The organism is Streptomyces sp. NPDC000880 (assembly GCF_053599675.1).
Genome location: NZ_JBSFMS010000107.1, coordinates 1 through 25,663, shown reverse-complemented (window position 1 = coordinate 25,663; position 25,663 = coordinate 1). Strand labels below are relative to the sequence as shown.

Below are 25,663 nucleotides of genomic sequence, written 5' to 3'. Positions count from 1 at the left end.
AGGACAGGTAGATCGCCACCGCGCACACGATGAGCAACACAAAATGGATCACGCTGATCGTCCAGCTTTCCCGCACCGCGGGAGACCAGGCGATGACGCGAGGGGATCTACGCGTACGACCTCGGCCCCGCGACGCGCATACGTCGTCGACAAGGAACCGAAGGTCTCGCCCGCCCGGCAGACTCTGCACAGGCCCGGCCACCGGGAACCGTAAAAGGTTCCAGCATGTCGACGACCAGTTTGCGGGGCTACTCCCCTTCGCAGCCGTCAGTGTACGCACTCCGCATGCCGCCCCCAGCGGCAGGGGAGATCTGTGGCGGCGGCCAGGGTCTGAAGAGCTGCGGGGCAGACAGCCGCGGGCGGGCCGTACCCGGTCACCTCGTGCTGTACGCCGTCGCTGTCACGCCGTACGCCCAGCTTCCGCGGCACGCTGCTGACGCAGCCGGGCCAACACCCCAGGCCGCCGCGCGTAGGCACTCACGCCGCTGCTCGCTGAAGGACCTCGCGGTGTCGACATTGGAGACCGCCGGGCACGAGGTACGGGTGAGCGATCTGTACGCGATGAACTGGAAGGCGGTCGTGGACGCCGCGGACTACGGCCCCGACGCCTCAAGTCCGCTGAAGGTCGCCCTGGACTCGGGCCGGGCCTTCGACGCCGGGACGCTCACCCCAGACGTCCTCGCCGAGCAGGAGAAGCTGCTGTGGGCCGACACGATCATCTTCCAGTTCCCGCTGTGGTGGTACACGATGCCCGCGATCCTCAAAGGCTGGGTGGACAGGGTGTTCACCTACCGTTTCGCGTACGGCGTCGGCGAGCGCAGCGACACCAGGTCGGCGAGCGCTTCGGCGAAGGCACCCTCGCGGGCAGGAAGGCTCTGCTATCGGTGACCGCCGGCGGCCCGGAGTCGCATTACGCCGCTCGCGGGATCAACGGCCCCATCGACGATCTGCTGTTCCCGATCCACCACGGCATCCTCTACTACCCGGGCATCGAGGTGCTGCCGCCGTTCGTGCTGTACGGCACCGACCGGATGACCGGCGAGGATTACCCGGACGTCGCCAAGGCTTGGGAGCAGCGCCTGCTCACTCTGGAGTCGACCGAGCCGATCGCGTTCCGGTGGCAGAACTTTGGTGACTACGAGATCCCCTCGCTGCACCTGAAGGAGGGACTGGAGCCCGCGGGCCGCACGGGTTTCGGGCTGCAGGTGCGCGGCTAACCGCCGGCGATGGACAGGACGAGCTGGGGCGCGAACCCGAGGAGCAGCCCGAGGGCCGCCCTTGCGGCCGAAGGCCCGGATCCGGGCGACCTCGTCGTCGCAGTGGGAGAAGAAGGCGTGCAGTTCGGCCTTGGTGAACGCGCGCTTCTTCGGGTCCGACTCGTTGTCCTGGGCGTGCACCGCGGTGTTCCACTCGTGCACCACCTGGACGGGGTGGGTGCCGAACCGCTCCTCGCAGGTCGCCGCCCACTCATAGAGGGGGTCGGTAACGAAGTGACAGAAGGCGCGCACCGCCTCGGAGTACGAGCGGATCGTCGAACATTTCAGGTCGCGCAGCGAGCGCAGGTCACCGAGCCACTCGTCCATCATCGTCGGCGTCCAGTGCCAGGGGTAGGTGTTCACGTAGGCGGTGAACGCCTTGACCGTGTTCTCCCTGCCCTCCACGGTCGTGCGGGCCAGGTTCCGCGCCAGCTGCTGGTTGGCGAACCCGGTCAGCATCGCCGTGAAGACCTGTTCTTCCGGCCGCAGCAGCGCGACCCCGTCGACCAGGTGCAGCCTCGCCGCACCTGGCACCGACCCGTTGAAACCCACGGTTCCACCACTCTCCGTCACTCGCATTGGATGCGAGAAAACCGCATCCAATGCGAGTCCACGGAAGAGCCGCAGGTCACCCCCTGGAACGACGGCACCGCTGGCACCTCAATATCTCCGCAGCCGGTATCGTCCCCCTCGGAGCCGTGACCCAATTCCCCTGGTCAGCCCGATGGTTGCCACCCTCGGCCCCAGCGATACGCATACCATCGCCAGTTCGCATCCGATGCAATTGGCGGCAGATGTAGCAATCGCCGCAAAAGCAACGGAAATGCTGGTCGGAGCCTCTGGAAATTTCGCCGATACTACTGGGACGCCAGGAAGGGCCGCAGGACACGCTGGTAGGCGTCGCAGTAGCGGAACATCCCGAGGTCGCTGGGGTGCGATCCCTCCACCTCGCCCTCACCATCGTCACCGACCAGGTGGTCGCCCTCGAGATAGAACAGATGCTTGACGCCGGAGGTACGCAGGTTCATGTACGCGGCATGTAGGGCAGCCCGGCTACCGGCCTGCTGCTGCCGGGACGACTCGACGAAAGTGGCATTCGCGTAGGTCCGGTCCTCGACGAGGAGGATCGGGGTGTCTGGTCGTGTGGCGCGGAGCAGGCGCACGAGCGGCTCGGTACGCTCTGCAACCATGGCCGGAGTCAGGTTGGGAAGGCAGTCGATCACATAGACCGACGCGTCGATTTCAGTCAGCAGTTCGCCGACTGGCAGGTCCATCGTGCCGTTGCCGCGGAAGCCGAGGTTGATCGTCGGGCAGTCGAAGCGCCGGCCGAGGATCGCGGTGATAGACATGCCGGGACGTGACGCCACCCCGCCCTGCATGATGGAGGTCCCGTAGAAGACCGCAGGTCGTTCGGCGCGCGGTTGCACTCCTTGGAATGAGGCGCCCGGATCCACGCCGATCTGGAGGGACTCGACGCCGTTGTAGAGCGGAAGGTAGGCGGTGTAGAGTCGACGACCAGGATCGACCCCGGTCACGAGACGTTGCTCCACAAACTGGGTCGCCGGTATCGTCCCAGCGAGCCAGCGGTCGACACCTGAGCTGGTCCGCGCGTAGAGGTCCAAGCCGCTCGCCCCGGTCGCGGGCATTTGGGGCAGGGACAGTGTCGAGGAGTTCAGGCGGTAGCGGGCGTGAAAGACAGTCGAATCGGTCTCGAACCGGGTCAACATCCCGGCGGAGTCGTGGCTCAGATTCCATACCTCCGGTCGGACTGTTGATCTAGCTCTGGCGGGAAGACGGTCATAGAAGCGCTCCGTGTCCTGCCAGGCCTTGCCCTCCACGCCCCATTGGGCGACCTCGTACCAGGCGACTCCGTTCTCGACGGTGGGAGTCACATCAATGAGTGTTGATTGGCTGGAGTCTGTTCGGGCCTGAGCGGCCGCTGGTGAGAGGTTGAGCGCGGCGGGCGCGGCCAGAGCCGCTCCGCCGATCCCAGCCACCTGGAGAAGCCGCCTGCGAGTGATCGGTGGTTGCTTCATCTAGACCCCTTTGTGGTAATTGCGTCCGGTTACGACACGCTAGGTCGGCACTCTTGGCGAGTGAAGTCGCGTTCAAGGACACCGTCCGACGATGTCTCCGCAGTGAAATGCACAGAATGCATAGGTTGTTGCCTTTCGGGAGTGCCTTGTTGTTGAGGCGCTCCCGGCGACACCTACGTCAATCGCCCGACCGTGAAGAAGGGTGAGGTCTTCTCGGAGAAGATCCGGGTAACCCCGGCTTCGGCGAGCGAGTCGAGGGACTGCCGGGCGGTGGATGCACGGGCGTACCCCAGGCGGGCGTGCCCGACGGGTTCGGCGCCGGCGTTCCTTGGCCGGGGCAGCTCAGCCCAGGCGGAGCCGGGCTTGCGCACGGCGGGGGTCGGCACGTTGAGGGACTTGGCGAGTTGGGGCACGAGGCGAAAGCGGGCGGTGTGGTACTGGATGGCCACCTTGCCCTTGCCGGTGCGGCACGGCGAGCCCGCGGGGGCGGCGCAGGTGGACATCGGGCAGTCGTGCGATTCCACGCGCTTGAAGTCGTCGCTCACGAGCCCCGACTGTTTCATGAGGGGTTTCAAACTGTCGAGCCGTTTGCAACAACTCGTGAAACACGGTTCGCCCTGGACACGTCCGCCGGGTGACGGTGTTTCACAGGCGAACACCTATGAAACGGCCGACCGGGTCCACACAGATGGGTCGGCAGGAAAATGGGTTGGCCTCGATGACGCCCGGACTGATAGCGTCCGGGCGACCGTGACACTGCGCGAGGAGCGCGCCACCCAGCGCCCCGAACTGGACAAGGCCGTCGCCCTCGCCGGCGAACTGCGCGCCTCCGGGGTGCGCGTCACGCTCGTCGTCCACGAGCACAAGCGGCTCGGCCGCGCATCGAACTGGCGACCCTGGCCGAGGAACTGAAGGCGAGCGACGTCGGCCTGGAGTTCCTCACCGGTGAGCTCCAGGGCTCGCACGACCCCTCCGGAGTCGTGTTCACCGTGCTGGCCGCCCTGTCCGGTATGGAACGCGAGTACATCCGCGACCGCACCCTGGAAGGCCACGAGTCCGCCCGCAAGCGCGGCAGACCATCGGCGGCGCGGGCGTCACCGACGACGACATGCTGTCCATGGCCCTCCACCTGCGCGAGCAGGAGATGAGCCTGCGCGACATCGCCAAGCGCCTCGTCATCACCACGGGCAAGAAGAAGGGACAGCACCCCTCGCCCGCGACCGTCATGCGGATGCTGCGCGAACACGACGAACAGACGACGGCAGCAGCGACGTAGAGGTGCGGGGTACGGACGCCCCGTCAAAGCTTCTGACAGCAACGCCGGTTCTCTGTTCCGTTCCTACTCGGACCCCTACTTCGCCCCCGGTGGGCGTCCGTTGCCGCCGTATGGTTCGGCGACGGGGACCGTGCCGCCGGGCTGGGCAGACAGCGTGCTGGAGATCCCCACCACGTAGTTGAGCCCCCGCTCGTTCAGAGGCCGCGGCGGAAGGCGGCGGCATCGCCGTATCCGGCATCGGCGATGGCCAGCGGCCACGCGCTCCCGGAGTTCGGCGATGGCGGCCTGGCCGTCGCCGAACAGTTCCTCCGGTTTCCTGGCCTGCTCCCGGGACTGCCGCTCGACAGCAGCCGGCCGACGTGGACTCGCGGGTACGCGGCGGCGTCTCGGGCGCGGCCGCTGCCGTTGGCGCCGGATCGGCAGCCGTGGTGCTGATGGCCGTGCGGGGAGCGGGCGCCAGGACATAGACCGTACGGACCGCCGCGCCCTTGACCGTCTCGTTGGCCTGGGCAATCAGCTTCGGCGCGGACCAGCGCAGCTTGGTGCCGTAGGCGGGGGCGGTGTGTTGACTGAACTAAATCATGCATTTGTGCAGTTCAGAAGGGGTGGTGCTAGCTTTCCGGCATGGGTCAAGCAAGCGGTCCCGAGAGGGACTTGAGGGATCTTGTCGTGCCCGATTCCGGGTGCTTGGTGGAGACGGGGGACCCGTGGGAGCCGGTCCGGCTACTGGACTGTTCTGGGGAACGGAGTGAGCCGGTCGCGCTCTATCTCAAGGATCTTTTGGCGGCCGGTAGCCCGGTCACGACGCTGCGGTCGTACGGCATGGATCTGCTTCGATGGTGGAGGTTCCTGACGGCACGTGAACACGTGCTGGGATCGGGCAGCCCGGGAGGATGCCCGGGATTTCATGCTGTGGATGCAGATAGCGGACAAGCCGGCGCGGGTGCACTGGCGCCATCGCGGCCAGGACCCTGCGGAGTCGGAGCCGATGTCGCCGAGGAAGCCGGGACGGCCTGCACCTGGGACGCCGAATCCGGTGACCGGGAAGCCGACGGTCGGCACGAAGTACGCAGCCAGCACTCGAGCCCACTGCGAGACGGTCCTGCGCGCTTTCTACGACTTCCATCTGGAGCGGAACAGCGGATCGCTGCTGGTCAATCCGTTCCCGCTGGGTCGTCGCCTACGTCAAGGGCGACCGAATGCGCATCACAATCCGATGGACGGGTTCAGGGCCGAGCGGACGGGTCGCTACCGGCCCAAGGTTGCCCCTCACTGGCCGCGATGGCAGCGAGGCGATGCTTGGCCTCTTCGGGAATACGGACATTGGCATCAGACATAGTCGCGCTCCTTCCCAGCCCCGCAGCATATGGGTACGTACCCGTACCCATACGTGCAGACCGCCGGCTGGTTCACAACTTGCCTGTTCTGTCGGCCGAACCAGCGGCGCAGGCCTCGCCTACGGGCGGGCCGGGCGGACTGCGGCGGGGCCGGAGTGGCAGCGGGGGAATCGTCGGAGGAGGCGGCATCAGCGGCGGCGCCGACACTGCCGACTGCGGCGGTACGGTCGGCCTCTTCTCGGCTGGTGGGGGCCCAGCCGGGCTGTCCGCCAGGGTGGGTCGGGGTTCGGCGGCCCCGAGATGACGGCCCTGACCGGCACATCCGCACCTTCGCGGACCTCCTCAAGCCCGCCGCGGACAACGGCCGTCGCCTCCACGAGTGGATCTCCCGTGTCCGCGAGGACGACCTCCCCCACCTGCACGCCTTCACCCGCGGCCTGGAACGCGACCACGATGCCGTTGTCAACGGGCTCACCCTCCCGTTCCACAACGGCGGGACCGAAGGTGTCAACACCAAGACGAAACTGATCAAGCGCCAGATGTACGGCCGGGCTGGCTTCCGCCTCCTCCGCCACCGCATCCTGCTCAACTGATCTATCCCGGCGAGCGATCAACGGCTACGAAAATCTTGGTAGAGCCTGATTCCTGATAGACCCCGGTACGGTGTGCGGCGCGGGCCGGCAGCCCTGACGGCTCTTCCGGCCCGCGCCGCACACCATCTTTCGGGGCACTCACTTGTTCGGGGCACTCACTTGCACGCGAGGTCCTGAAGAGTTACCGCATCCGCCATCGCCCGATAGCCCGCGTCGTTGAGGTGCAGGTGCAAGCCGCTGTCGTAGGCTGGCAACAGTCGCGTGGGCCGGTCGGAATCGCGTGTCGCCTTGTCGAAGTCGATCACCGCGTCGAAGGCGCCGCTGGTACGGATCCAGTCGTTGACGGCTTGGCGAACGGTCTCCCGCTGCGGCGAGTAGTAGCCAGAACCCTCGAAGGGCGTCAGTGTCCCGCCGAGTATGCAGATGCCGCGCGCATGGGCTCGGTTGATCAGTTGCTGATACGCGGAGATGAGCTGCTGCGCCGACGCGTTGTCCGCGCCGATGTCGTTGACGCCCTCCATCATGATGACCGTGCTGACATTCGGCTGCGCCAGGACATCTCGATCAAACCGTGCTTGAGCGCTGTCGCCCTTGCCGTCCGCCAGGACCTTGTTGCTCGAGATTCCCTGGTTCGAGATGCCGGACCGATGCGGTTCGGGCCCGGCGAGGAGACGCCTTGCGAGGTGGTCCGGCCAGCGGTTGTTGGCGTTCGGGGTGGAGTCGTACCCATCGGTGATCGAGTCGCCGAAGGCCACCAGCGTATCGATCTCCTTCGGGACCTCGACGACTATCGCCGCGACCCAGTACCACCTGCTGACCGACGTGGTGAACGCACTCGCCGACTCGTCGGCGGCGTGGTTCCCGGCCGTGGAGATGTAGGAGAACTGCGTCCGGAACATATTGTGCCCCGTGACGGTGCCTCCGTTATCGCTGGTGTGGACGCTCACGGCGAGGTTCTGCTCGGCGGGAAGTGTCCCGCCGAGCGGATCACTGAGCGCTGCTGCCCCCGGCGGGACCGTGACGGATGTGCTTCCGCCGAAGGTGACCTGCCGGTTCGATCCCCCGACCAGTGTCGCGCCGTCCGCCTGCACCGCGACGAACACACCGTCGAAGGTCACCGGCGCATCCCCTGCCGCGTTCGACAGAGATACCCGCAGGTTGTCCCCTCCAACGCTGGTGTGGAGGATGTTGCGGACCGTCTGACCTACAACGGGGCCGGTGGTTTCCTGCATGCCCGCCCCCCACGTGACGACCTGGTGGGTCCGATCCGTGCCCGTGGCCCGCACGGCAGGGGCCGAGTTCCCAACGGTGACAGCCCGGATCTGGACTGCGCCCACCAGGACCAGGACCACCGCGATCATGAGCGAGGCAGGGCGAGTAACCGTGCGTACCGATCGTGTGATCACGCCCACGGCACCTCGATCGAACGGTAGTACTGCCAGCCCAGTCGGGACCACCGTGGACCGTGCGCGGCAAGGCGATGGCGGTACTCCTCCCAGGCCCGGCCGGAGACCGGCGACCAGCCGATCTCCGCCACACCGGGAAGCCGCGGCAACGTCATGTACTGCACTTCCTCGAACGTGGCCACCCGCTCTGTCCACAGTGCGGCTTCCACCCCGAGCACCTGTGCCTCACCGACACCGTCGATGTACGTCGTCGGGTCCCAGGAGTAGCCGTCGTACACGTCGGTGTAGCCAGCCCAATCGTGCCCGTAAGGCGTCTGCGCGTTGTACTTCATGTCGAAGTACGCCTTGCGGTTCGGCGATACGACGAGCTTCGCACCCTGCGCCAGCGCGCTGCGCGCCTTCGTCGCGTTCGCCCAGAACTGCACGACGGTGCTCGGTGCGAGGTCAGCAAGAGCGACCTCCTCCCAGCCCATCATCAGCTTGCCGTTGTCGTGCACCGTCTGCTGCGCGCGGCGGATGAACGTCCGGTAGTCCTCCGGTTTCGTGGCCAGCGCCTCGTCGCCACCGATGTGCAGATACCGCCCAGGGGTGAGGTCGGCGAGTTCACCGAGCACGTCGTCGACGAACTTGTACGTGATGTCCTTGTCGATGCACAGGGACGTGTGGATGCCCGTCGACCCGGTGTAGAGCGGCGGCGCCACTCCATCGCAGTTCAGCTCGGCGTAGCTGGCCAGTGCCGCATTGACATGTGCGGGCATGTCGAGCTCAGGGATGACCATGATGTGCCGTTCGGCGGCGTACCGGACGATCCCCGCGTACTCCTCCTGGGTGTAGAAACCCCCCGGGCCACCACCGACTTCCGCACTGCCTCCGTAGGTGGCCAGCCGCGGCCAGCTCTTGATCTCCAGCCGCCAGCCCTGATTGTCACTCAGATGCAGGTGCAGCCGGTTGATCTTGTACAGCGCCAGGATGTCGATGTAGCGCTTCACCTCGCCGGCGGTGAAGAAGTGCCGGGAAACGTCCAGCATGGAGCCGCGCCAGGCGCATCTCGGTGCGTCGTCGACGTGCAGGCTCGGGATCGTCCACGGCCCCGGTTGCGGCACGGTCGATTCCACCGTGGCGGGCAGCAGCTGGCGCAGCGTCTGCGTCGCGTAGAACAACCCGGCCGGGGTGGCGGCGCGCAGGAAGACACCACCCGGTGCCACGTCCAGCCGGTATCCCTCGGCGGAGGGAGTCTCGTCATCGGCGGCCAGCGTGATCGCATGCGGCACCGCGGCACCGGACACGATCGGCACGGGGTATCCGGTCGCACCACGCAGCAACGCGGCGAGTTGCTCTGCCCCGCGGTGTGCCTCCGGCGCCGGGTGCCGCACCGTGATGGCGGTGTCGGCCGTGACCTCGAAGGGCTTGCCGCCGGTCAGCTCCATCGCCTGCGGCTGCGGGATGAGCGTGGGAACCGGCGTCACCGGTTCGGTGCGGGCAGGCGCGGCAGCGGCCAGGGGGTTGGCGGTCGCGGCGGCCGTCAGGCCGACAGCACCGCCGACGAGCAGGCTGCGGCGTCTTATTCCTTGCTTCATCAGCAACTCCTGTCTCAGGAAAGCGTGACGTGCGGTTCGAGGGTGACTTCGAAAAGGCGATCCCAGGGCAGTTCCACGAACACCTCGGACAGGCCGTCCAGCCGGACCGTGCGCGTCGTTGCGCCACGGTGGCCAAGGACAATGCGGCGTCCTGCGAAGTGGTCGGCGACGTACTGCTGGGTCAGCGGTACGAGGCGCTCACGCGCCCAGCCGTCGAAGAACGTCTTCTGTTCGGCCGTGAGGTTCAGCGGGTTCCAGCCCTGTTCCCGCGCCCGCGCGTAGGCCTGCTGCTGCACCACGTTCTTCCAGGGGTCGTCCTTGACGAACCGGTACAGCAGATACTCGGCGTGTGCCCGACCCGGTTCGATCAGGTCCGGAACCCCGGATCCGAAGCGGGACGCGCGGAGGAACGCCCAGCGCGCCGTGCCGTGTGCCAGGGCGAGACCGAGCGCGTTGCCGCCGGTGTTCCAACCCGAGTACGCCAGCAAGGACGTCAGCTCGACATCTCTCTCGAGACGGGCGACCAGATCGTGATCGGCACGGTTGACGAAGACCGGATCGACCACGATGACCGGTGTGCCGGTGGCTGACCACTGGGCGATCCGACGGGTGAACGCGTCGAGATCGGCGGTACGTTGCCCGGCTGAAGCCGATGGTGTGTTGACCGCGAGCACGATGTCGGCCTCGCCGTAGACGACCTTGCCGTCGGCGGTCTTGACGTGACGGCGGATGTTCTCCGCGAACGGGATGCTCTCCAGCGCCGCGGTCCATTCCTCCCCGGAGACGCCCGCGTACTCCACGCGGTAGGTCGGCCGCGTGTCCGCGGCGATCAAGCGTCCTACCAGCAGCGCGTCGACCTCGTCCGCGCCCGGGAAGATCTCCACCCGGTCCTCCGCCCCGCGCTGGGCGACCAGCTTCTCCAGCTCGACGCGCTCGGCACGGCCTAGCCCAACGGGCGCGGTGTCGTCCTCGGACAGGACGAGGTGGCTGATCGTGCCGTCGGCCACCCACTCGACCAACAGCTTGTTGATCTCGTGGTTGCGTGCACGGGCCGCCAGATAGTCGGCGAGCATCTCGTCCGGGATCTGCCTGCGGACCTCGTCGAGCCTGGCGCGCAGTTCCTCCTGACCGAGGTTCTCCACCTGGTCGTAGAGCTTGGCCCACTCCACGATCAGGGTTCTGTACCCTTCGGACTCGGGGTCCTTGAAGGTCAGCGCCAGCCGCTGGATCGTGTCGTGCACCAAGATCTTCGCGGTCGGCCGGGAGGCACGCAGCGCCCGTATCGACTCGACGTTGGCGCGTGCGGATTCCAGTGTGGGCTCTGCGGTGCGAGAGGCGATCAGACCGCCGTACGCGAGCATGCTGACCGAGATGACGTACTCGTCGGTGTGCACGGTGCCGAGCCAGTCGGCGATCGCGGCACCGTCCCCGGGCTGGAAGAAGCGGCCCAGGGTGTGCCGTGGCGGCAGGTCGAGTTCGGATGCGGCAACAGCGGCGGTCATCTTCGGGCAGTAGACGTTGACGGGGCGGTCGTCGAGTGGAACGAGTGCGATGCGGCGTACTGGGCGCGGCGCGGCGAATGCCGTAGACGTCAAGCCGGTAGCCGTGGCGGCCAGACCGGTCATCCCGGCCAGACCTGCCGCGAGAACGGTACGTCGTGTCGTGTGGGGCATGGGAGGTCTTCTCCATCCGGTCCGAGGGTGCGCGTGGTAACCCGCATCGGGTTCCTGACAGGTGCAGAGGTGAGATGACGGCCTCTTCACCCCTGCGTGAGCACCGCGTTCACTTGAGCCCTGTATGGGCGAGGCCTTCGATGAACTGCTTCTGGGCGACAACGAACACGAGCAGCACCGGGATGGCCGTCAGCGACGCCGCGGCGAGCTGCACGTTCCACATGGGGCCGCCGTAGGCGTCGGCGTACTGCGTGAGTGCCTGCGGCAGCGTGAACATGTCCGGTGAGGAGAGATACACAACAGGTTCGAGGTAGAGGTTCCAGCTCTGCAGGAAGGTGAAGATCGCGACTGCGCCCAGCGCCGGCCGGGCCAGTGGGAGCGCGATCCGCCAGAAGGTCGCGAATCGGCCGAGACCGTCGATTCTGGCGGCCTCCTCCACCTCGTGGGGCAGGCTGATGAAGAACTGCCGCATGATGAACGTGGCGAGCACACTCGGCGCGCCGAAGACCGGCACCAGGATCAGCGGCCAGTGCGTGTTGACGAGCCCGAGGTCGTTGAACATCCGGAACAGTGGGACGATGGTGACCTCGCTCGGGATGAGCAGGCCGGCCAGTACGACCAGGAACAGCAGATTCTGGCCGCGGAACCGGATCCGCGCAAAGGCGTACCCGGCGAGCGAGGACACCGCCATCGTGCCGATCGTCACCAGCACCGCGATGTACACGCTGTTGACGTACTGATGCGTGAACGGCTGTTGCTGGAAGACCTTTCGGTAGGCAGAGAGTGTGGGTGACGAAGGAAACAGTTGCGGCGGGTAGGCGAAGATGTCACCGACCGGCTTGAACGACGAGATGACCATCCACCAGGTCGGGAACACGAACGGGATCGTGAGGACGCACAGGGTGCCGTACAGGGCGACCTTCGTACCGGGCGAGATCTTATGACTCATCGAAGACCCACCTCTTGCGCAGCTGCCACTGGAACACGGTGAGCGCCAGAACGATCAGGAACAGCAGGATCGACAGCGTCGCGCCGTAGCCGAAGTGGTGGAAGTGAAAGGCCTGTTGATAGAGGTAGTAGACGAGCACGGTCGTGGACACGCCCGGTCCGCCCTGCGTCAGCACGGCGATCTGCGCGAATACCTGCAGCGAACCGACGATGGTGATGACGGACGTCAGCAGGATCGTCGGGCTGATCAGCGGAATAGTGATCCGGCGCAACTGGATCCAGGGGCCGGCGCCGTCGACGCGTGCCGCCTCGTACAGTTGGCGTGGTACGCCTTGCAAAGCGGCCAGGAACAGCACCATGTTCAGGCCGACGTTCTTGAAGACCTGCACGACGATGACCGAGAACATGGCGGACCCACTGCCGCGCAACCAGTTGGGACCGTCGATCCCGACCATGCGCAGCAGACCATTGATGCCGCCGTCGGCCTGCAGCAGGAATCCCCATACGACTGTCCAGGCGACCAGCGACACGACGACGGGCGAGAAGAAGATCGTCCTGAACACTGTCATGCCGCGTAGCCGCTGATTGAGCAGAACGGCGAGCAGCAGCGCCAGGGAGAGATTGAACACCACCAGCCCGGCCGAGAACACGACGGTGGACCTGAGCACCGCGGGCAGCCGTGCATCGTCGAGAAGCTGGCGGTAGTTGTCACCGCCGACATAGCTGAATGTGCCAGCCAGTACGTTCCACTCGTGTGTGCTGTACCAAACGACGAGGCCGAGGGGCAGCAGTACGAACAGTACGCTGCCCAGCAACTGCGGCGCGACGAAGAGGTACCCGGCGAGCTGATCCCGACGGCGCGCGGTCAAGTACGGCCGCCGGCCTCCGGCCGGCCCGGTCGCGGTGGGCCGGCTCACAGGCCGGTCCACTACGGCGGTTCGCTGGGGAAGAGACATGGCTACTTCTCCAGCAGTGGGGAGATGCGCGAACAGAGCCCGTGGAGTATGCCGCCCACATCCGCCTTCGGGCGCCACAACGGGTCCAGTTCGGCTCGCACCTGCTGAGCCAGCTCGGCCTGATCGGTGTGGTTGGGTTTGGCGATGCCCTTTTCGATGCCGTCGACGACCACGCTCTGCAGCTGCGAGGGGGTGAGCAGCGGGTTGCTCTTGGCGAGGTTCTCCGCAGTCAGCTGGGACTTGCGCGGCGGCGGGAAGTAGCGGGCGAGCTTCGCGGAGTTCTGGGGGTTGGTGAAGTAGGCGAGGAAGTCCTTGGCCTGCTGCACATGCTTGCCCTGGGCGAGGGCACCAATGCCCGCCTGGCCGATCACCGCGTATTCGCCACTGGGTCCGGCCGGCAAGGGCACCAGATCCCAGCCGAACTTCGCACCTTCCAGCAAGGTCGCGCGGCTGATCTGGGTGACGGTCATCGCCGCGTCGCCGGCGAAGAAGTCCGCGGTCGTGCCGGGGCCGGGCATCGCCATGTCCGTGAAGATCGCCTTGTGCAGGGCGGTCATCGCGTCGACCATCGGCTTCCGGTCGAATCCGCAGGACTTGCCGTCGGTGCTCCAGGCCTCGGCACCCCAGCCGTCCCAGAAGGTGGCCAGGTTGTCCCAGGCCTTGTAGTCGAAGTCACGGATCACCATGCCGGCCTTGCCGGTGGAGTGCCGCACGGCGGCGCTCTCCTCCAGTACGGTCTGCCAGTTCCACTTTCCGGCCTTGATGAGTTCCGCAGGGGTCTGCTGATCCGCCTTCTTCAGCAGATCGGTGTTGACGAAAACACCGAAGGGCGAGGTGGAGAAGGGGTACGCGTACAGCTTGTTGTCGCTCTTCCAGAGCTTCGTCGTGCTCGGGAGAAGATCGTCGTAGGCGTAGGCCTTGGTCTGCTCAAGCGTGTCGTCGAGCGGCGCAAGGGCGCCGGAGGTGACGAAGTCCGGTGCTGAGTTCTCGAACACCCAGGCAAGGTCCGGTGCCTTGCCGCCAGCCATCTGCGTGGTGAGGGTCGTGGTGTAGGAGTCGAGCGGCAGCGGGTCGAAGGTGATCTGCTTGACGTCCGGGTGAGTCTTCTCGTACTGGGCTGCGATCTCATTGAACAGCTTCAGATGCGGCTCGCTGGAGGTCCAGACCGTCATCCGCAGCGAGACGGGGCCGTTGTCGTCGGCCGAGCTGCCTCCGCCGCATGCCGTCAGAACGAGCAGCCCTGCCACTGCGGCGGCGGCCGCCCCCATCCTTTTCGGTACCAACATTGCGTCACTCCTCATGTGAGGGCCCTGGACTAGTAGCCCTGGACTAGTGTCTGCGCCAGTAGTTGATCGTTAGTTGTTGTGTGGCTTCTGCTGCTGGTACGTCAGTTCCTCGTCGGGGCCCGAAGCTGGAGCCGTTGCTGCTCTCTGCTGATGAGCGGGAGGTGTTGGAGCGGTGGACGCGCCGGGCGACATCTGCCCAGGCGTTGGCCCTGCGCGCACGGATTGTGCTGGCGTGCGCTGGCGAGGATGTGCCCGCGATCGTCGCGGTTGCCCGGGATCTGCGGGTGGCCGCGGACACGGTCCGCAAATGGCGGCGGCGGTTCCTCGCCAACCGGCTGGACGGGCTTGTTGACGAGCCTCGGCCAGGCCGGCCGCCCACCATCGGCGTCGATCAGGTGGAGGCGGTCGTGATCACGACGCTGGAAGAACTCCCGAAGAACGCCACCCACTGGTCGCGCAAGTCGATGGCACAGCACAGCGGCCTGTCCAAGTCCACCGTGGGCCGGATCTGGCGGAAGTTCCAGCTCAAGCCACATCTGACCGAGACATTCAAGCTGTCGACGGACCCGTTGTTCGTGGAGAAGGTCTATGACGTCGTCGGCCTGTACTTCAACCCGACCGACGGTGCGGTGGTCCTCTCGGTGGACGAGAAGTCCCAGATCCAGGCCCTGGACCGGTCCCAGCCGGTCCTGCCGATAATGCCCGGGATGCCCGAGCGGCGGACCTACGACTACGTCCGCAATGGCCTGACCACCTTGTTCGCCGCGTTCGACGTCGCCACCGGCGAGGTCATCAGCGCCCTGCACCGCCGGCACCGGGCGGCGGAGTTCAAGAAGTTCCTGATCAGGATCGACAAGGAGGTTCCCGCACATCTCCAGGTCCACCTGATCTGTGACAATTACGGCACCCACAAGACCCCGGCGATCAGGGCGTGGCTGGCCAAACACCCCCGGTTCCAGCTGCATTTCACCCCGACCGGCTCCTCGTGGATCAACCAGGTCGAGCGATGGTTCGGCTTCCTGGCCGACCAGATGATCCGCCGTGGCGCACACAAGAACGTCCAGGCCCTCGAAGCCGACATCCGCGCATGGGTCAAGAACTGGAACGAAGACCCCAAGCCGTTCATCTGGACCAAAACAGCCGAGGAGATCCTCGACTCCCTCGCCCGCTTCTGCCGACGGATCTCTGGCGCAGGACACTAGTAGCCCGCGACGTCGGGCCAGCGCAGCTCGACGCCTTGTGCGGTCAGCCGACTCTGGAAGTCGGCGAGCAGGTTCGCGTCATTGCGGACCGCATGGGGGGTGGTGCCCCGGGTCAGACAGAAGCCGGCGAGCGTGCCGGCGACCTCGCCGATGTTCCACTCGACGGGGTGAAGCCGGTAGGCACCGTTGGTGATGTGTGTCGTGCCGATGTTCTTGCTCGCCGGCAACAGGTTCTCCACCCGCTGCGGAAGCAGCGTGCCGAGCGGAATCTCGAACGGACAGGAGCCCACGTCGATGTAGTTGTCGCCGCCCGTCGAGGGGTGCAGATCGATCCGGTACATGCCGACACCGACCGTGTCGGGGTAGTGCACAGCACCTCTGTCGCCCCGTACGGAGAGCGACAGATCCTGCTCAACGACCGTGCAGGCGGCCCTGATCCGGCGTGACTCGCGGATGTACGGGGCCTGTGCCAGGCCATCGGGGCTGCCGGTGATGTCACCGCGCAGCCGCAGTCCGGGGTACCCGGTGCCGCCGTCCGGCCTGGGCGCCTCGGTCTGCAGCCAGTAGTGGACCGCGTAGCTCAGTTCGCGCGCCCGGCGGAGATGCTCGGCGGCGTCCGGGGCGTCGAAGACCGGGCCCTCGAAGTAGTCGATCATCGGCCAGTTGACCAGGGTGATGTCGCTGCCGTAGGCGCCACGGGAAAACGTGCGGCGGGCCGCGATGCGGCGGAACGTCCACAGGTTGGCGTCACCCGCGTCGAGCCTCTGGTCGGCGTTAACCGCGAGGGGATCGTCGTCGGGGTTCGGGGCGAAGGTGCGCTCGACGGTCTCCAGCGTGCGCGGGTGCGGCGAAACCCAGGACAGCAGCGGACCGCCCCAGAAATCGGGCTGGTAGGAACGCCAGAAGTCGTAATCCGCGGGCTTGTCGATGGTGTGGTCCCCGTCGACGTGGTCGACCGCGAAGCACACCGAGACGGCCTGCATGTTCATCGGCTGTGCCTGGTCGGGTGCGCTCGGCTCTCCGGTGTCACCGCTCGACTCGAAGCCGGTCACGTACTCGGTGCCGGTCAGCGGCAGCAACTCGCCGGTCTCGGTGGCATCCAGCACATACGGCGCACTGATGTGGACGAGTTCGCCACCGCTGTCACGGTGCGCGAGCGTCACCGCTGTCACCCGGTCACCGTCCATATCAGCAGCGATCGGCCGGTACGGCTGGAGCACGGTGAGCAGCCCTGCCCCCCGGTACGGCGCGAGCATTGCCTCGATGACCGCGACGGCGACCCGCGGCTCGTGACAGAGCCGGCTCACCCAGCCGGCACCGGGATTCAGGTCGCGCCATGCCCGGGACCGCTCGGTCAGTGGGTAGTGCCGACGGTAGTAGTCACGGATGCCGTCGCGCAGTGCTCGATAGGCGGCCGTGACGCCGAACTGCTCCACCCAGGAGTGCTCGTCCGGTGGCACTGCCTGGCTGGTGAGCTGCCCGCCGAGCCAGTCGAACTCCTCGGTGAGCACCACGGTCCGGCCGGACCGGGCCGCGGCAAGAGCCGCCGCCACCCCGCCGAGCCCTCCGCCGACCACCAGAACGTCCGCGCGTATGTGGGTCAAGAGACTCCCTCTCTCGGTTCGCTGAGCGTCCGGCCTTCGACCGGTTCGCAGGGCAGCAGCTGTTGGCGCGCGGTCTCCTTCTCGTCGTCGAGAATCGCGGCGAGCATTTCGACGGACTGCCAGCCCATCTCCCGGCGTGGGATGTGAAATCCGGTGTACTCAATGTCGGTGTGCACCGGCCGGATCGGATCACCAAGGGTGACCACCGACAGGTCGCCAGGCACGTCGAGACCGCGTTCCCTGGCGCCGGTGGTGAGAGCGATCCCGTCGGCGAAGTCCTCGACGAAGGCGACGGTCACCTCTGCGGCGAGAAGTGCGTCGAGTACATCTGCGGGATCCCGGTTCCGAGTCCGTTCATGCCGACTATGGTTTCCCGCCCCGGCCCGGAAACCGTCCATACGGTCAACGGCCGACTCGGGGCCCTCGCCCGTCCCCACGTAAGCCAGGTCTCGATGGCCGAGCCGGCGGGCCCGCTCGACCAGCGCAAGCGTCGCGGTCCGGTAGTCCGCTCCCACACACGGCACCGGACCCCGCGCGTCATCGCGCCGTCCGACCGCCACGTACGGGTATTTCTCGGTGTTCAGCCGGGCCAACTCGTCCTGCGGTATCTCACGGCCGAGCAGGAGCGACCCGTCGGCGATGCGCATCCGGTTGTTCTCATGGAAGATCTTGCGTCGTCCGCCGACGACCGGCGCGCTGGTGAACAGCAGCAGATCGCAATGCAGTTGCTCCGCGCATTCCTCGATGCCGCGGAGGAAGGGGTAGTAGAAGTCCGCGCTGGTGCTCGGAAACACGGCCTCGTACGTGAACACGCCGAGGATCTGGTTGCGCCGGCGTGTCAGTTGACGGGCCACCGGATCGGCCACGTACCCGGTCTGCCGGATGACTTCGAGGACCCGCTGCCGCGTTTCCGGTGCGATCCGGGTTGCCGCGTCCTTCCGGTTGTTGAGCACCAGAGAGACCATCGCCTGGCTGACGCCGGCGAGGAGGGCAATGTCGCGTTGGGTGATCCGTGCCACGGGTCAGCTCCTCTGACATGGCTTGCTAATACGCATTAGCATCGGATGAGAAAAAGCTACGTTGCACATCAATCACAGTCAATACCTCGCCGCTGACAACCCGCACGTAAAACGAAACCAAGACCGATCGACAAATGGAAAGCAACTGGCCCGTAGCTTTCCGGGATTGTCTTGGGGAATTCGGGAACTCAGCGCTGAGAATCTCGCATGCGTCGTGGAAAACGGCCGTCGAACCACAAGTGCTGCTGCCACGGCCCCATCGTCGGCGCCTGCGCCAGTAGCGTGGCGCCGTCGAGGCCCGCCCCGTCCGGCGCCTGGACCTCGCAGTCGGGCAGCACGTCCGCGAGCCGCTCGGTCCAGGGCTTCCGTACCAGGTCGGTGACCTCGAACAGGCCTCCCGTCCAGGAGATGAGCCCCGAATCATTGGAGCTGGCGCGCGCCGCGGTGACCGTGGCCGAGACGAGGTCGTCAACCGTTCGCCGCCAGATGCTCGTGGCAATGGGGTCACCCGCCCGGGCCGCGACAGCCACCTCGACAGAGAAGCCAGCGACGTCGGCGACCAGCGTGGGCGAGCGGTACAGCCGCAGCGGAAGATCGGCGAGTGGTCCGTACCGTCGCTCCGCCAGCGCGGCCAACAGCGTCGCCGCTCCGCGTCCGTCGCGCGCCGCGCAGGCGGCCCGCAGTCCGGACCGGCCCACGGAGAAGCCGCTGCCCCGGTCACCGAGCACATAGCCCCATCCGTCGACCCGGGACGCGCTGCCGTCCGGTGCGACACCGAGGGCCACAGCCCCTGTCCCGGCTGCCACGACAACTCCCGGCCTCCCACCGAGCGCGCCCAGATGCGCGGTCACCGAATCGTGGGCGATCCGAACCCGGTCCGCGGCCGTCAGAGCGGCGATTGCCTGCGCGAGCCGCTCGACCGTCTCGGTGGATCCCGGCTCGCTGGTAAGACCGACAGCTACCGAACCGGAAGCCGATCGCGCCCACTGGGGCAGGTTCAGCCAGGCCTGCTCGACCAGCGTGATCACTGTCTCGACAGCGTCGCCTTTGGCGTACGTGAACCCGTCGGCCGAACTGGTCGCGATCCGCCCGTCTACCACAGCCCTGGCCCGAAGACCGGTCTGTCCCCCGTCAACGGCCAGCACGACTAGCGCCGTTGAGTCACCCGTGAGCCGGCTCATCGTATTCATGCGCTCTGCCGAAGTTCGAAGTCGATCTCAAAGGTCCGGTGCCAGGGCAGCCGCACATCTGCGAGCTGCCACGTCGGGTCGAGCTCCTTGAGCACCCTGGTGAGCCGGGGTACGCATGCGGACATGTACGCCGACTCCGGTTCGCTCCGGTCGAAGGGCAACGACACATGGGGTCTGAACTCGTCATGGACACAGAGCTCGGCTCGTACCACTGCTTGATAACCGAAGTCCTCCAGAAGCCGGTGCAGGAGCAACTTGCGTGCCGCGGTACGGTCGAAGGATCCGAGCCGCCCTCCCACGACCGCGGCCACCAGTGCCGCGACGACAGAACCGATGCTGTTCCCGGCGGTGTTCCAGCCCCCGTAAGCGGTGAGCCAGTCGATGAGCTTCTCCTGGAGGAGGCCTCGCACGAGTGCCGGGTCCGAGCCGTTCGCGTACCGGACGTCGGCCAGACCGATCGGTCGCGACGGGTCCTGTTCCCCGACTTCCGCGACAACTGCGTCCGCAGAACGCGAGTCCGGCGGCATGTTCACCACGGCTCCTGCGACCTCACCGGCGATCTGCATCAGCCCTCCTTCGTACGTGTCTCAGAGGCGGGTTATCCCGCAACGGCGACCGGTCCCGCTCCCCGGGCGGCGGAGACAAACCATCCGGTGATCGCCAGCGGGTCGGTGATCGCCGTTCCGACGACGGCCGACCACGCGCCGCGCCGGAATGCCTCGGTGATCTCCTCGGGGTGCCGCACGTGACCTTCAAGTACAGTGCGGACGCCGGTGGCCGCCAGCTCGCCGAGAAGTTCCAGATCCGGTGTACTGCGGGCCGGTGATACAGAGGTGTACCCCGCCAGAGTGGTCGCCACCAGGTCCGCACCCGCGTCGGCCGCTGCAACACCCTCCACGAAGGTCGACACGTCCGCCATCACCGGTACGCCGAGCTCCGACTTCACCCGGGCGCAGAGCGTTGCGAACTCATCGGGGTCGGGACGATAGTCATTGGCCGCCTCGATGGCGACCAGAGCGGCTCCGGCTTCGACAAGCCGTTGGCAGTGCTCGAAGTCCGGTGTGATGAAGGGACGTTGACCGCGCCGCTGCACTTTCATGATCCCCAGCACAGGGATGGTCACCGCGTCGGCGACATGACGCACATTGGCCTCTCCCTCGATCCGCACGGCCGTCGCACCACCGCGTTCCGCGCACTCGGCCATGGCCGCGATGAGGTGCGGCCGGCTGAACGGATGCCCGCTCGACGCCTGGCACGAGACGACCACACCTCCCCGCAGAGCGCCGACGACGTGAGACCCCTGACCCTCCGCAGCTCCATACATCCGTGCTCCAGACTCCCGACGGCTCGGCAAATGGACAGTACCAATACTCAGACCTCCACGCCACCATCTGCTAGCCGGGCTAATTCATCAGTACCACAGGCTTGACTTTCGGCCACATCGCGGCGGCAGACCGCAGTCATCGGCGCGCTGCTGGCGCACTGACCGTGTGCGGCGGCGCCGGACAGGGCACCAGTGACGGCAAGACACGGATCACTTCTCCAGCCTCTAGACAGGCGACGAGGCCAAGGCGATCGAGCAACTGATCGGCGATTTCAATGCGAGCCAGGACCGGATCGTCGTCAAGGGCGTGAGCAACCCCGATGAGCAGTCGCAGTTGGCTCGCAGCTCTGGCTCAGGCAGGGCGATGGTCGTCCTGCCAACGTCGTGGCGAACGATTGCAACATCTACGTGCCCGGCGAGTAGCCGTATGGTCGTGGGGCACGGGTCGCGTGCAACACAGCCGCGCTCCGTTCGCCGTTCTACGGCGAACGGGCGACGAGCTCGCTCAGGAGGGTTGCCTGTGCAGCGTCGCTTCGAAGGAGTAGCGGTCACCGCGGTACAGCGACCGAGCGAGTTCGATGCTGTGCCCCTCCTCGTCATAGGTCACCCGCTCCACCTGTAGGGCGGGTGACAGCGGCGGTACGGCCAGGTGCCTCGCGTCCGCAGCATCCAGCACAGTCGCCGTTACCGTCTGCTCCGCACGCTCGATCACAATCCCATAGGTCTTGGAGAGCAGGTCGTAGAGGGAACCGTCGAGCGACTGGTCGAGCAGTCCGGGGACCAAGCGCTCAACGACGTGCACGCTCTCCAGACACATCGGCACACCATCGGTGAGGCGAAGACGATCGATGCGGACGAGCCGCTCCCCCGGGCTGACCCCCAGCTTCCAGCTGTGATGCGCGCCGGCGACCGTCAACTCGGCAGTGAGGAGCTGCGCGCTCGGCAGGAGCCCACGGGCCATCATGTCCTCGCTGAAGGACGCGAACGCATTGCTCTTGCGGATCGAGGGCTCGGCCACGAAGGTGCCCGCACCTTGTACCCGGTAGACCCTGCTCTCCGAGACCAACTGGTCGAGGGCACGGCGGACCGTCAGCCGGCTCACTCCCAGCGCCTCCGTGAGCTCACGCTCCGTCGGGAGACGGTCGTTGGGAGCCGCCTCCTGCAGGAGCCCCAGGAGATGGCCGCGCACCACCTCGTGCTTGCGTTGTTCTGTGCTCATCGACCTCTCCCGCCAGGTTGACCAGACCAATTCTACATTGAGCGAACCAATTGCTGGGTCCGGCATGCAGTCAGGATGAGCCACCTTAAAACCCCGCGCACTGACATGCGAGACAGCCGTCACCGAAGGCCCGGCGGCGACCTTCGGACACTTACGCAGACCTGGCCCCTCATGGACTCGGCCACCGCGCCGACTCCTGGTCGAAGCCCGATGGCCGCCCGCCTCGCAGGTCAGAGCGGCACTTGTCCTCGCCGGTCGCGCTCGCCCTGGACGGTGAGAACACTGAGCATTTTTCAACCTGAAGTTGCAGGTCACAGGGCTGGTGTGGGGCAGGGGTTGGGTGCTCGGGCCGGTCAGGGTCGTGATCGCTGGCGGGTGATCGTCTGTCAGCGGCTGACCTCGGCGTTCGTCAGTACGAGCAGGACGCGCAAGAGTGTGGTGGCGTGGCGGGCGTTCATGCGGACTTTGGTGAGGATGCGCCAGTTCTTCAGGTCGGCGAAGCCGTGCTCGTTGGCTGCGCGCTCGCGGCTGACCAGCTTGTTCGCTTCCTTCTGGGCAGCGGTGAGCGGGTGGTTGCGGGTGGGCCCTGCGGCCGGTGACGATCACCGGGTCGTCGGGGTCGCCGCCCAGGCCGACGAAGCCGAGGTCTGCCAGGGCGCCGAGGCCTGCGTCCCGCAGGTGGGCGGTGATCTTGTTGTGGCGGGCGGTGGTGGTCTCGCTGGAGCGGCCCGGCTTCGCCGCCGAGATCCACAGCAGGTTGCCCGCCTCGTCGGTGAGGGCGAGGAACAGCAGGCCGGCGGCCGGGAGAACGCGATCAGCGTGGTGAGCGCGTCGCCCAGTCCCATCGGGTCGGGCCCGTCCCGCCGTACGACGCGGGTACGGCGCTTCGGCTTCTGCGTACGGCCGGCCCCGCCCCGCTCCTTTGCCGCCTCCTGCGCGGCCTTGAGTGCAACCGGGTCAGGTCGATGCCGCTGGGCTGCGCGCTCCGGTTCGGCTGCTCCATCACGCCACCTCCCCGGCCGGCTGCTGGACCCGGTGCCGTGCGCAGACGTTCCTGGCCGGGAGCGTCTCACGCCCGCACGGCTCGTCTTCCACGCCCGGGCACGTCGGCAGTTCGGCCGATGCTGCGGGCAGCGGGGGCGCGGCCGCCGCCAGGGTGGCGGCTTCCCGACCAGAGCCGACCGCGAGGAGGCGGCCGCACCCGGCGCGGGCAGCTGGGCCCGCTGCTGGGCGGCGGAGTGTGCATGAACCGGGCAGCCGAAACCGGTAGTGACCTGGGAGCGGCGTGACGGTGGGCTGTTGGCCCATTCGGCCGGGTCGGTACTGGGCTTCGACGTTCGATGTGGGCTCCGCACGGCGCTGAGAGCGCCTCGTGCGGTGAGCAGACCCCCGTGCTCGCACAGGCCCTCACCGCTATCCGCTCGAACGCCGAGGAGTAGCTCCCCGAGGCCCAGTCCCATCACATTCAGCGCGTGCTCACGGTCCCCCCGTCGGCGCGGGGCCGTATTTCTACAGGTCGCCTTGCCGCCAGCGTTCGTGTTCCTCGTTGAGCAGCTCGATGTCGAGTTTGCGTTGCCGTACGGACTTCACCCACGCTGCGACGAGGCCGCCGAACTCCTCGATGTTCTCGAGGTCCAGTTGCTCATCCGCCGCGAACAGGGTGAGCAGCTCGTTGGTGGCAGGCTCGCCGGCATCACAGGCTGGGCACAGGATCGCCGCGCGGATTCCGTGGACGTCCTCGTCTCGGGAGTTTTTCCATAAGTGCGGTAAATTGGCCAGGAGCAGCCCGGGGCCTCCGCATGGCCCGCAGTTCGGCACATTCGCGAGCTGGAGAAGGATCTCTTCTTCCTGTTCGCTCATGCCACGCCCATCCAGGCGTCGGGGCCGAAGGTGCCCTTGATGTCGGAGGCAATCGAGGTTGCGTCGACAAGAAAGCCCAGCTCGAACACAACGGTTTTGACAGGCGTCTGGACACGCATCCGCACCGGACTCGCACCCTTGTGAGCTGTGAGAATGCGTTTCAACTCGGCAACGGCCGGCCCGCTGACCTTGTGGGCGGGGAAGTAGAGCTGCACGGGGGGCCTGCCTCCCAGGGTCATTGCATGATCGAGATCTGTCTGGGTTCGTCACGTGAGACCGAGGGCTCGTAGGGGCCGGTGGTAGTCGCGGCCGGTGTGGCGGAGGGCGGCGGCGATGTTGGTCTGGCCGTCCTGGCGGAAGACGCTGATGGCGAGGTTGCGCAGAGAGGCCATGGCGCGGGGCAGGGTGCCGGTGCGGACCTTGGAGTCGTCCTCGTGGAACGTGCGGTCCCGCACGTGGTGCAGGAGGTTCTCGATACCCCAGTGGCCTCTGATCCAGGTGGCGAGCTCGGTGCAGGAGGCGTCGAAGACGCTCAGGCTGGTGATCAGGTAGACGCGCTCGATGGTCAGCTTCCCGGTGCTCAAGTCGCGTCGCCACCGTACGACTTGGATCGCCTGGCGGGCGCCGGGGTAGTCGAGGTGGCTGAACGCGGCGACCTTGAGCCGGCGGATCTCGTCGCGGTGGTGGGCGTGGTCGCGAGTGCGGTGCCCGAGCGGGATGTCCCGCCAGGGCAGCTTGCTGACCTGGGCGTACAGGCCCGGATGGTTCTTCTTCACGACGGCCACGTAGTGCGCGCCGCGACTGGTCAGATAGGCCCCGTGGTCGTGCTGGGTGTGCAGGGCGTCGGCGGTCACCACCGCGTTCTTCAGCTCGAGACCGTCCAGCAACGGAGCGAAGGAGGGGATCTCGTTGCTCTTGGAAGCGACCTGCCGCTGGGCCAGGACCACGCCGTGGTGGTCCATCGCCGCCAACAGTTGGATCGCCGCGGCCGTTGCGGTTCGCGATCCGCGGACCACCTTGCCGTCGACCGCGATCACCCGTCGCTCCGGCGCTTTCTCCGCCTCCGGCTCGACCGGGGGCGGCGTTCTGTCCTGCAGATACGCGCTGATCGCCGCGTCCAGCGCGTCACCGTCCACACGCTGCAGCAGGCGGCGCACGGTTGCGGCGTGCGGCACCGGCCGCAGACCGGTAAGTGGATCGGCAGCGAAGCCGAGGACGCCCAGCACATGCTGCGGGGCATCCGTGATCCACTCGCTGATCGCGATGAGCGAGCGGGCACCGGTCAGCACCGCCGAGACGGCTGCGCACAGCAACGCGAGGGCCGGATACCGCAGTCCTCGCGCATCGCGGGGATCGGCGACCAGGATCAGGAAACGCCGCAGGTCAGCGACATCGCTTGCGGTGAGGGCATCAGTCGGGGAGCCCAGTTGCTCCAGTGCGGAAGGGATGAACGATGATGTTCGGGCAGGCACGGTCTCGCTCGGTTCTCATGGGTCTCGACAACCACATGACCACCAGCACCGTGCCTGCTCTGCTCTCCGGGGTCCCCTGCCACACAACGGACATGACGCCACGTCACTCACGAGACCGGCGAACCGGACCAATCTCAATCGCGCAATGCCCCTGACTGGCACGGCGCCATGCTGCCGACGTCACCGACGTTGTCGGGCCACCCCGGATAGCGCAACGCCAACGACCACCAAAACGAGTGAACCCCACGCTGACTGACGTTCCAGACGGGCACAAGAGAACCCCGGATAACTGGAGGACTTCGACTTCGCTGAGAACACGAATGTCACACCCGAGGGGAGTGTCATGAATTAGGTGTGTACCTCCCCGTAGGAGTCACCTGATGAGTACGACAACGGATCACCTGATCGAGGCCGCTGACGGTGTGTCGC

22 protein-coding genes and 3 pseudogenes are annotated in these 25,663 nt (G+C 66.7%); 6 read left to right on the top strand and 19 right to left on the bottom strand.

Annotation, left to right across the window (positions count from 1 at the left end; all coding sequences use genetic code 11):
• Positions 1–492: 492 nt before the first annotated feature.
• Positions 493–1,217 (top strand): annotated as a pseudogene (locus ACWDO5_RS27420) (NAD(P)H-dependent oxidoreductase).
• Positions 1,218–2,113: 896 nt separating this feature from the next.
• Here ACWDO5_RS27420 and ACWDO5_RS27415 read toward each other — a convergent pair.
• A complete protein-coding gene (locus ACWDO5_RS27415) occupies positions 2,114–3,292 on the bottom strand; it encodes an SGNH/GDSL hydrolase family protein (RefSeq protein ID WP_450533032.1) in 1,179 nt (392 codons plus the stop codon).
• 173 nt (positions 3,293–3,465) lie between these two features.
• The gene (locus ACWDO5_RS27410) at positions 3,466–3,837 is read right to left on the bottom strand and encodes a zinc finger domain-containing protein (RefSeq protein WP_450533031.1); all 372 of its coding nucleotides are present in this window, start codon (positions 3,835–3,837) and stop codon (positions 3,466–3,468) included.
• A gap of 205 nt (positions 3,838–4,042) precedes the next feature.
• Here ACWDO5_RS27410 and ACWDO5_RS27405 point away from each other — a divergent pair, with 205 nt between their 5' ends.
• The 3 genes from ACWDO5_RS27405 to ACWDO5_RS27395 are packed head-to-tail and all read left to right on the top strand — an operon-like array spanning position 4,043 to position 4,568.
• Positions 4,043–4,204, top strand: a complete 162-nt coding sequence (locus ACWDO5_RS27405; protein WP_450533030.1) for a hypothetical protein — start codon at positions 4,043–4,045, stop codon at positions 4,202–4,204.
• Positions 4,174–4,440, top strand: a complete 267-nt coding sequence (locus ACWDO5_RS27400; RefSeq protein WP_450533035.1) for a recombinase family protein — start codon at positions 4,174–4,176, stop codon at positions 4,438–4,440. The genes ACWDO5_RS27405 and ACWDO5_RS27400 overlap by 31 nt, the downstream gene beginning before the upstream one ends.
• Entirely contained in the window at positions 4,401–4,568 is a 168-nt protein-coding gene (locus tag ACWDO5_RS27395; protein ID WP_450533029.1) for a hypothetical protein, read from the top strand. The genes ACWDO5_RS27400 and ACWDO5_RS27395 overlap by 40 nt, the downstream gene beginning before the upstream one ends.
• A 78-nt stretch (positions 4,569–4,646) precedes the next feature.
• Here ACWDO5_RS27395 and ACWDO5_RS27390 read toward each other — a convergent pair.
• A pseudogene (locus tag ACWDO5_RS27390) lies at positions 4,647–4,822 on the bottom strand (transposase); the annotation flags it as partial.
• Between the two features lie 1,403 nt (positions 4,823–6,225).
• On the opposite strand from ACWDO5_RS27390, the pseudogene ACWDO5_RS27385 reads away from it, so the two are divergent.
• Positions 6,226–6,498: pseudogene (locus ACWDO5_RS27385) on the top strand (transposase); the annotation flags it as partial.
• A gap of 155 nt (positions 6,499–6,653) precedes the next feature.
• On the opposite strand, the gene ACWDO5_RS27380 reads toward ACWDO5_RS27385, so the two are convergent.
• The 6 genes from ACWDO5_RS27380 to ACWDO5_RS27355 form a co-directional block, all read right to left on the bottom strand.
• Entirely contained in the window at positions 6,654–7,784 is a 1,131-nt protein-coding gene (locus tag ACWDO5_RS27380) for an SGNH/GDSL hydrolase family protein (RefSeq protein ID WP_450533028.1), read from the bottom strand.
• Positions 7,785–7,900: 116 nt separating this feature from the next.
• Entirely contained in the window at positions 7,901–9,481 is a 1,581-nt protein-coding gene (locus ACWDO5_RS27375) for a beta-N-acetylhexosaminidase (protein WP_450533027.1), read from the bottom strand.
• 14 nt (positions 9,482–9,495) lie between these two features.
• Positions 9,496–11,154 (bottom strand): DUF4127 family protein, encoded by a 1,659-nt coding sequence (locus ACWDO5_RS27370; RefSeq protein WP_450533026.1) that lies wholly within the window; start codon positions 11,152–11,154, stop codon positions 9,496–9,498.
• A gap of 109 nt (positions 11,155–11,263) precedes the next feature.
• A complete protein-coding gene (locus tag ACWDO5_RS27365; protein ID WP_450533025.1) occupies positions 11,264–12,103 on the bottom strand; it encodes a carbohydrate ABC transporter permease in 840 nt (279 codons plus the stop codon).
• Entirely contained in the window at positions 12,093–13,058 is a 966-nt protein-coding gene (locus ACWDO5_RS27360; protein ID WP_450533024.1) for a carbohydrate ABC transporter permease, read from the bottom strand. Before ACWDO5_RS27360 ends, ACWDO5_RS27365 begins: the two co-directional genes overlap by 11 nt.
• Positions 13,059–13,060: 2 nt before the next feature.
• Complete coding sequence (locus ACWDO5_RS27355) at positions 13,061–14,344, bottom strand: ABC transporter substrate-binding protein (protein WP_450533023.1); 1,284 nt, start codon at positions 14,342–14,344, stop codon at positions 13,061–13,063.
• An 80-nt stretch (positions 14,345–14,424) separates the two neighbouring features.
• Between ACWDO5_RS27355 and ACWDO5_RS27350 the strand changes: the two genes are divergently transcribed.
• On the top strand, positions 14,425–15,546 hold the full coding sequence (locus tag ACWDO5_RS27350) for an IS630 family transposase (protein WP_450533022.1): 1,122 nt from the start codon (positions 14,425–14,427) through the stop codon (positions 15,544–15,546).
• On the opposite strand, the gene ACWDO5_RS27345 is transcribed toward ACWDO5_RS27350, so the two are convergent.
• The 10 genes from ACWDO5_RS27345 to ACWDO5_RS27300 all read right to left on the bottom strand — a co-directional run bounded on the left by ACWDO5_RS27345 (position 15,543) and on the right by ACWDO5_RS27300 (position 25,234).
• Positions 15,543–17,141 (bottom strand): FAD-dependent oxidoreductase, encoded by a 1,599-nt coding sequence (locus ACWDO5_RS27345; RefSeq protein WP_450533034.1) that lies wholly within the window; start codon positions 17,139–17,141, stop codon positions 15,543–15,545. The genes ACWDO5_RS27350 and ACWDO5_RS27345 overlap by 4 nt on opposite strands.
• A 5-nt stretch (positions 17,142–17,146) precedes the next feature.
• Positions 17,147–18,169 (bottom strand): LacI family DNA-binding transcriptional regulator, encoded by a 1,023-nt coding sequence (locus tag ACWDO5_RS27340; RefSeq protein ID WP_450533021.1) that lies wholly within the window; start codon positions 18,167–18,169, stop codon positions 17,147–17,149.
• A gap of 188 nt (positions 18,170–18,357) precedes the next feature.
• A complete protein-coding gene (locus ACWDO5_RS27335; RefSeq protein ID WP_450533020.1) occupies positions 18,358–19,350 on the bottom strand; it encodes an N-acetylglucosamine kinase in 993 nt (330 codons plus the stop codon).
• A 5-nt stretch (positions 19,351–19,355) separates the two neighbouring features.
• Positions 19,356–19,925, bottom strand: coding sequence for a DUF4127 family protein (locus ACWDO5_RS27330; protein WP_450533019.1), 570 nt, complete (start codon positions 19,923–19,925; stop codon positions 19,356–19,358).
• A gap of 32 nt (positions 19,926–19,957) precedes the next feature.
• The gene (locus ACWDO5_RS27325; RefSeq protein WP_450533018.1) at positions 19,958–20,683 is read right to left on the bottom strand and encodes an N-acetylmannosamine-6-phosphate 2-epimerase; all 726 of its coding nucleotides are present in this window, start codon (positions 20,681–20,683) and stop codon (positions 19,958–19,960) included.
• Positions 20,684–21,188: 505 nt separating this feature from the next.
• Entirely contained in the window at positions 21,189–21,902 is a 714-nt protein-coding gene (locus tag ACWDO5_RS27320; protein ID WP_450533017.1) for a GntR family transcriptional regulator, read from the bottom strand.
• Between the two features lie 386 nt (positions 21,903–22,288).
• Positions 22,289–22,438: a hypothetical protein gene (locus ACWDO5_RS27315; RefSeq protein ID WP_450533033.1), complete on the bottom strand. Its 150-nt coding sequence runs from the start codon at positions 22,436–22,438 to the stop codon at positions 22,289–22,291.
• 973 nt (positions 22,439–23,411) lie between these two features.
• Positions 23,412–23,762, bottom strand: a complete 351-nt coding sequence (locus ACWDO5_RS27310; protein WP_450533016.1) for a DUF6300 family protein — start codon at positions 23,760–23,762, stop codon at positions 23,412–23,414.
• Complete coding sequence (locus ACWDO5_RS27305) at positions 23,759–23,977, bottom strand: hypothetical protein (protein WP_450533015.1); 219 nt, start codon at positions 23,975–23,977, stop codon at positions 23,759–23,761. The genes ACWDO5_RS27310 and ACWDO5_RS27305 overlap by 4 nt, the downstream gene beginning before the upstream one ends.
• Positions 23,978–24,028: 51 nt before the next feature.
• The gene (locus tag ACWDO5_RS27300) at positions 24,029–25,234 is read right to left on the bottom strand and encodes an ISAs1 family transposase (RefSeq protein WP_450533014.1); all 1,206 of its coding nucleotides are present in this window, start codon (positions 25,232–25,234) and stop codon (positions 24,029–24,031) included.
• Positions 25,235–25,663 lie beyond the last annotated feature (429 nt).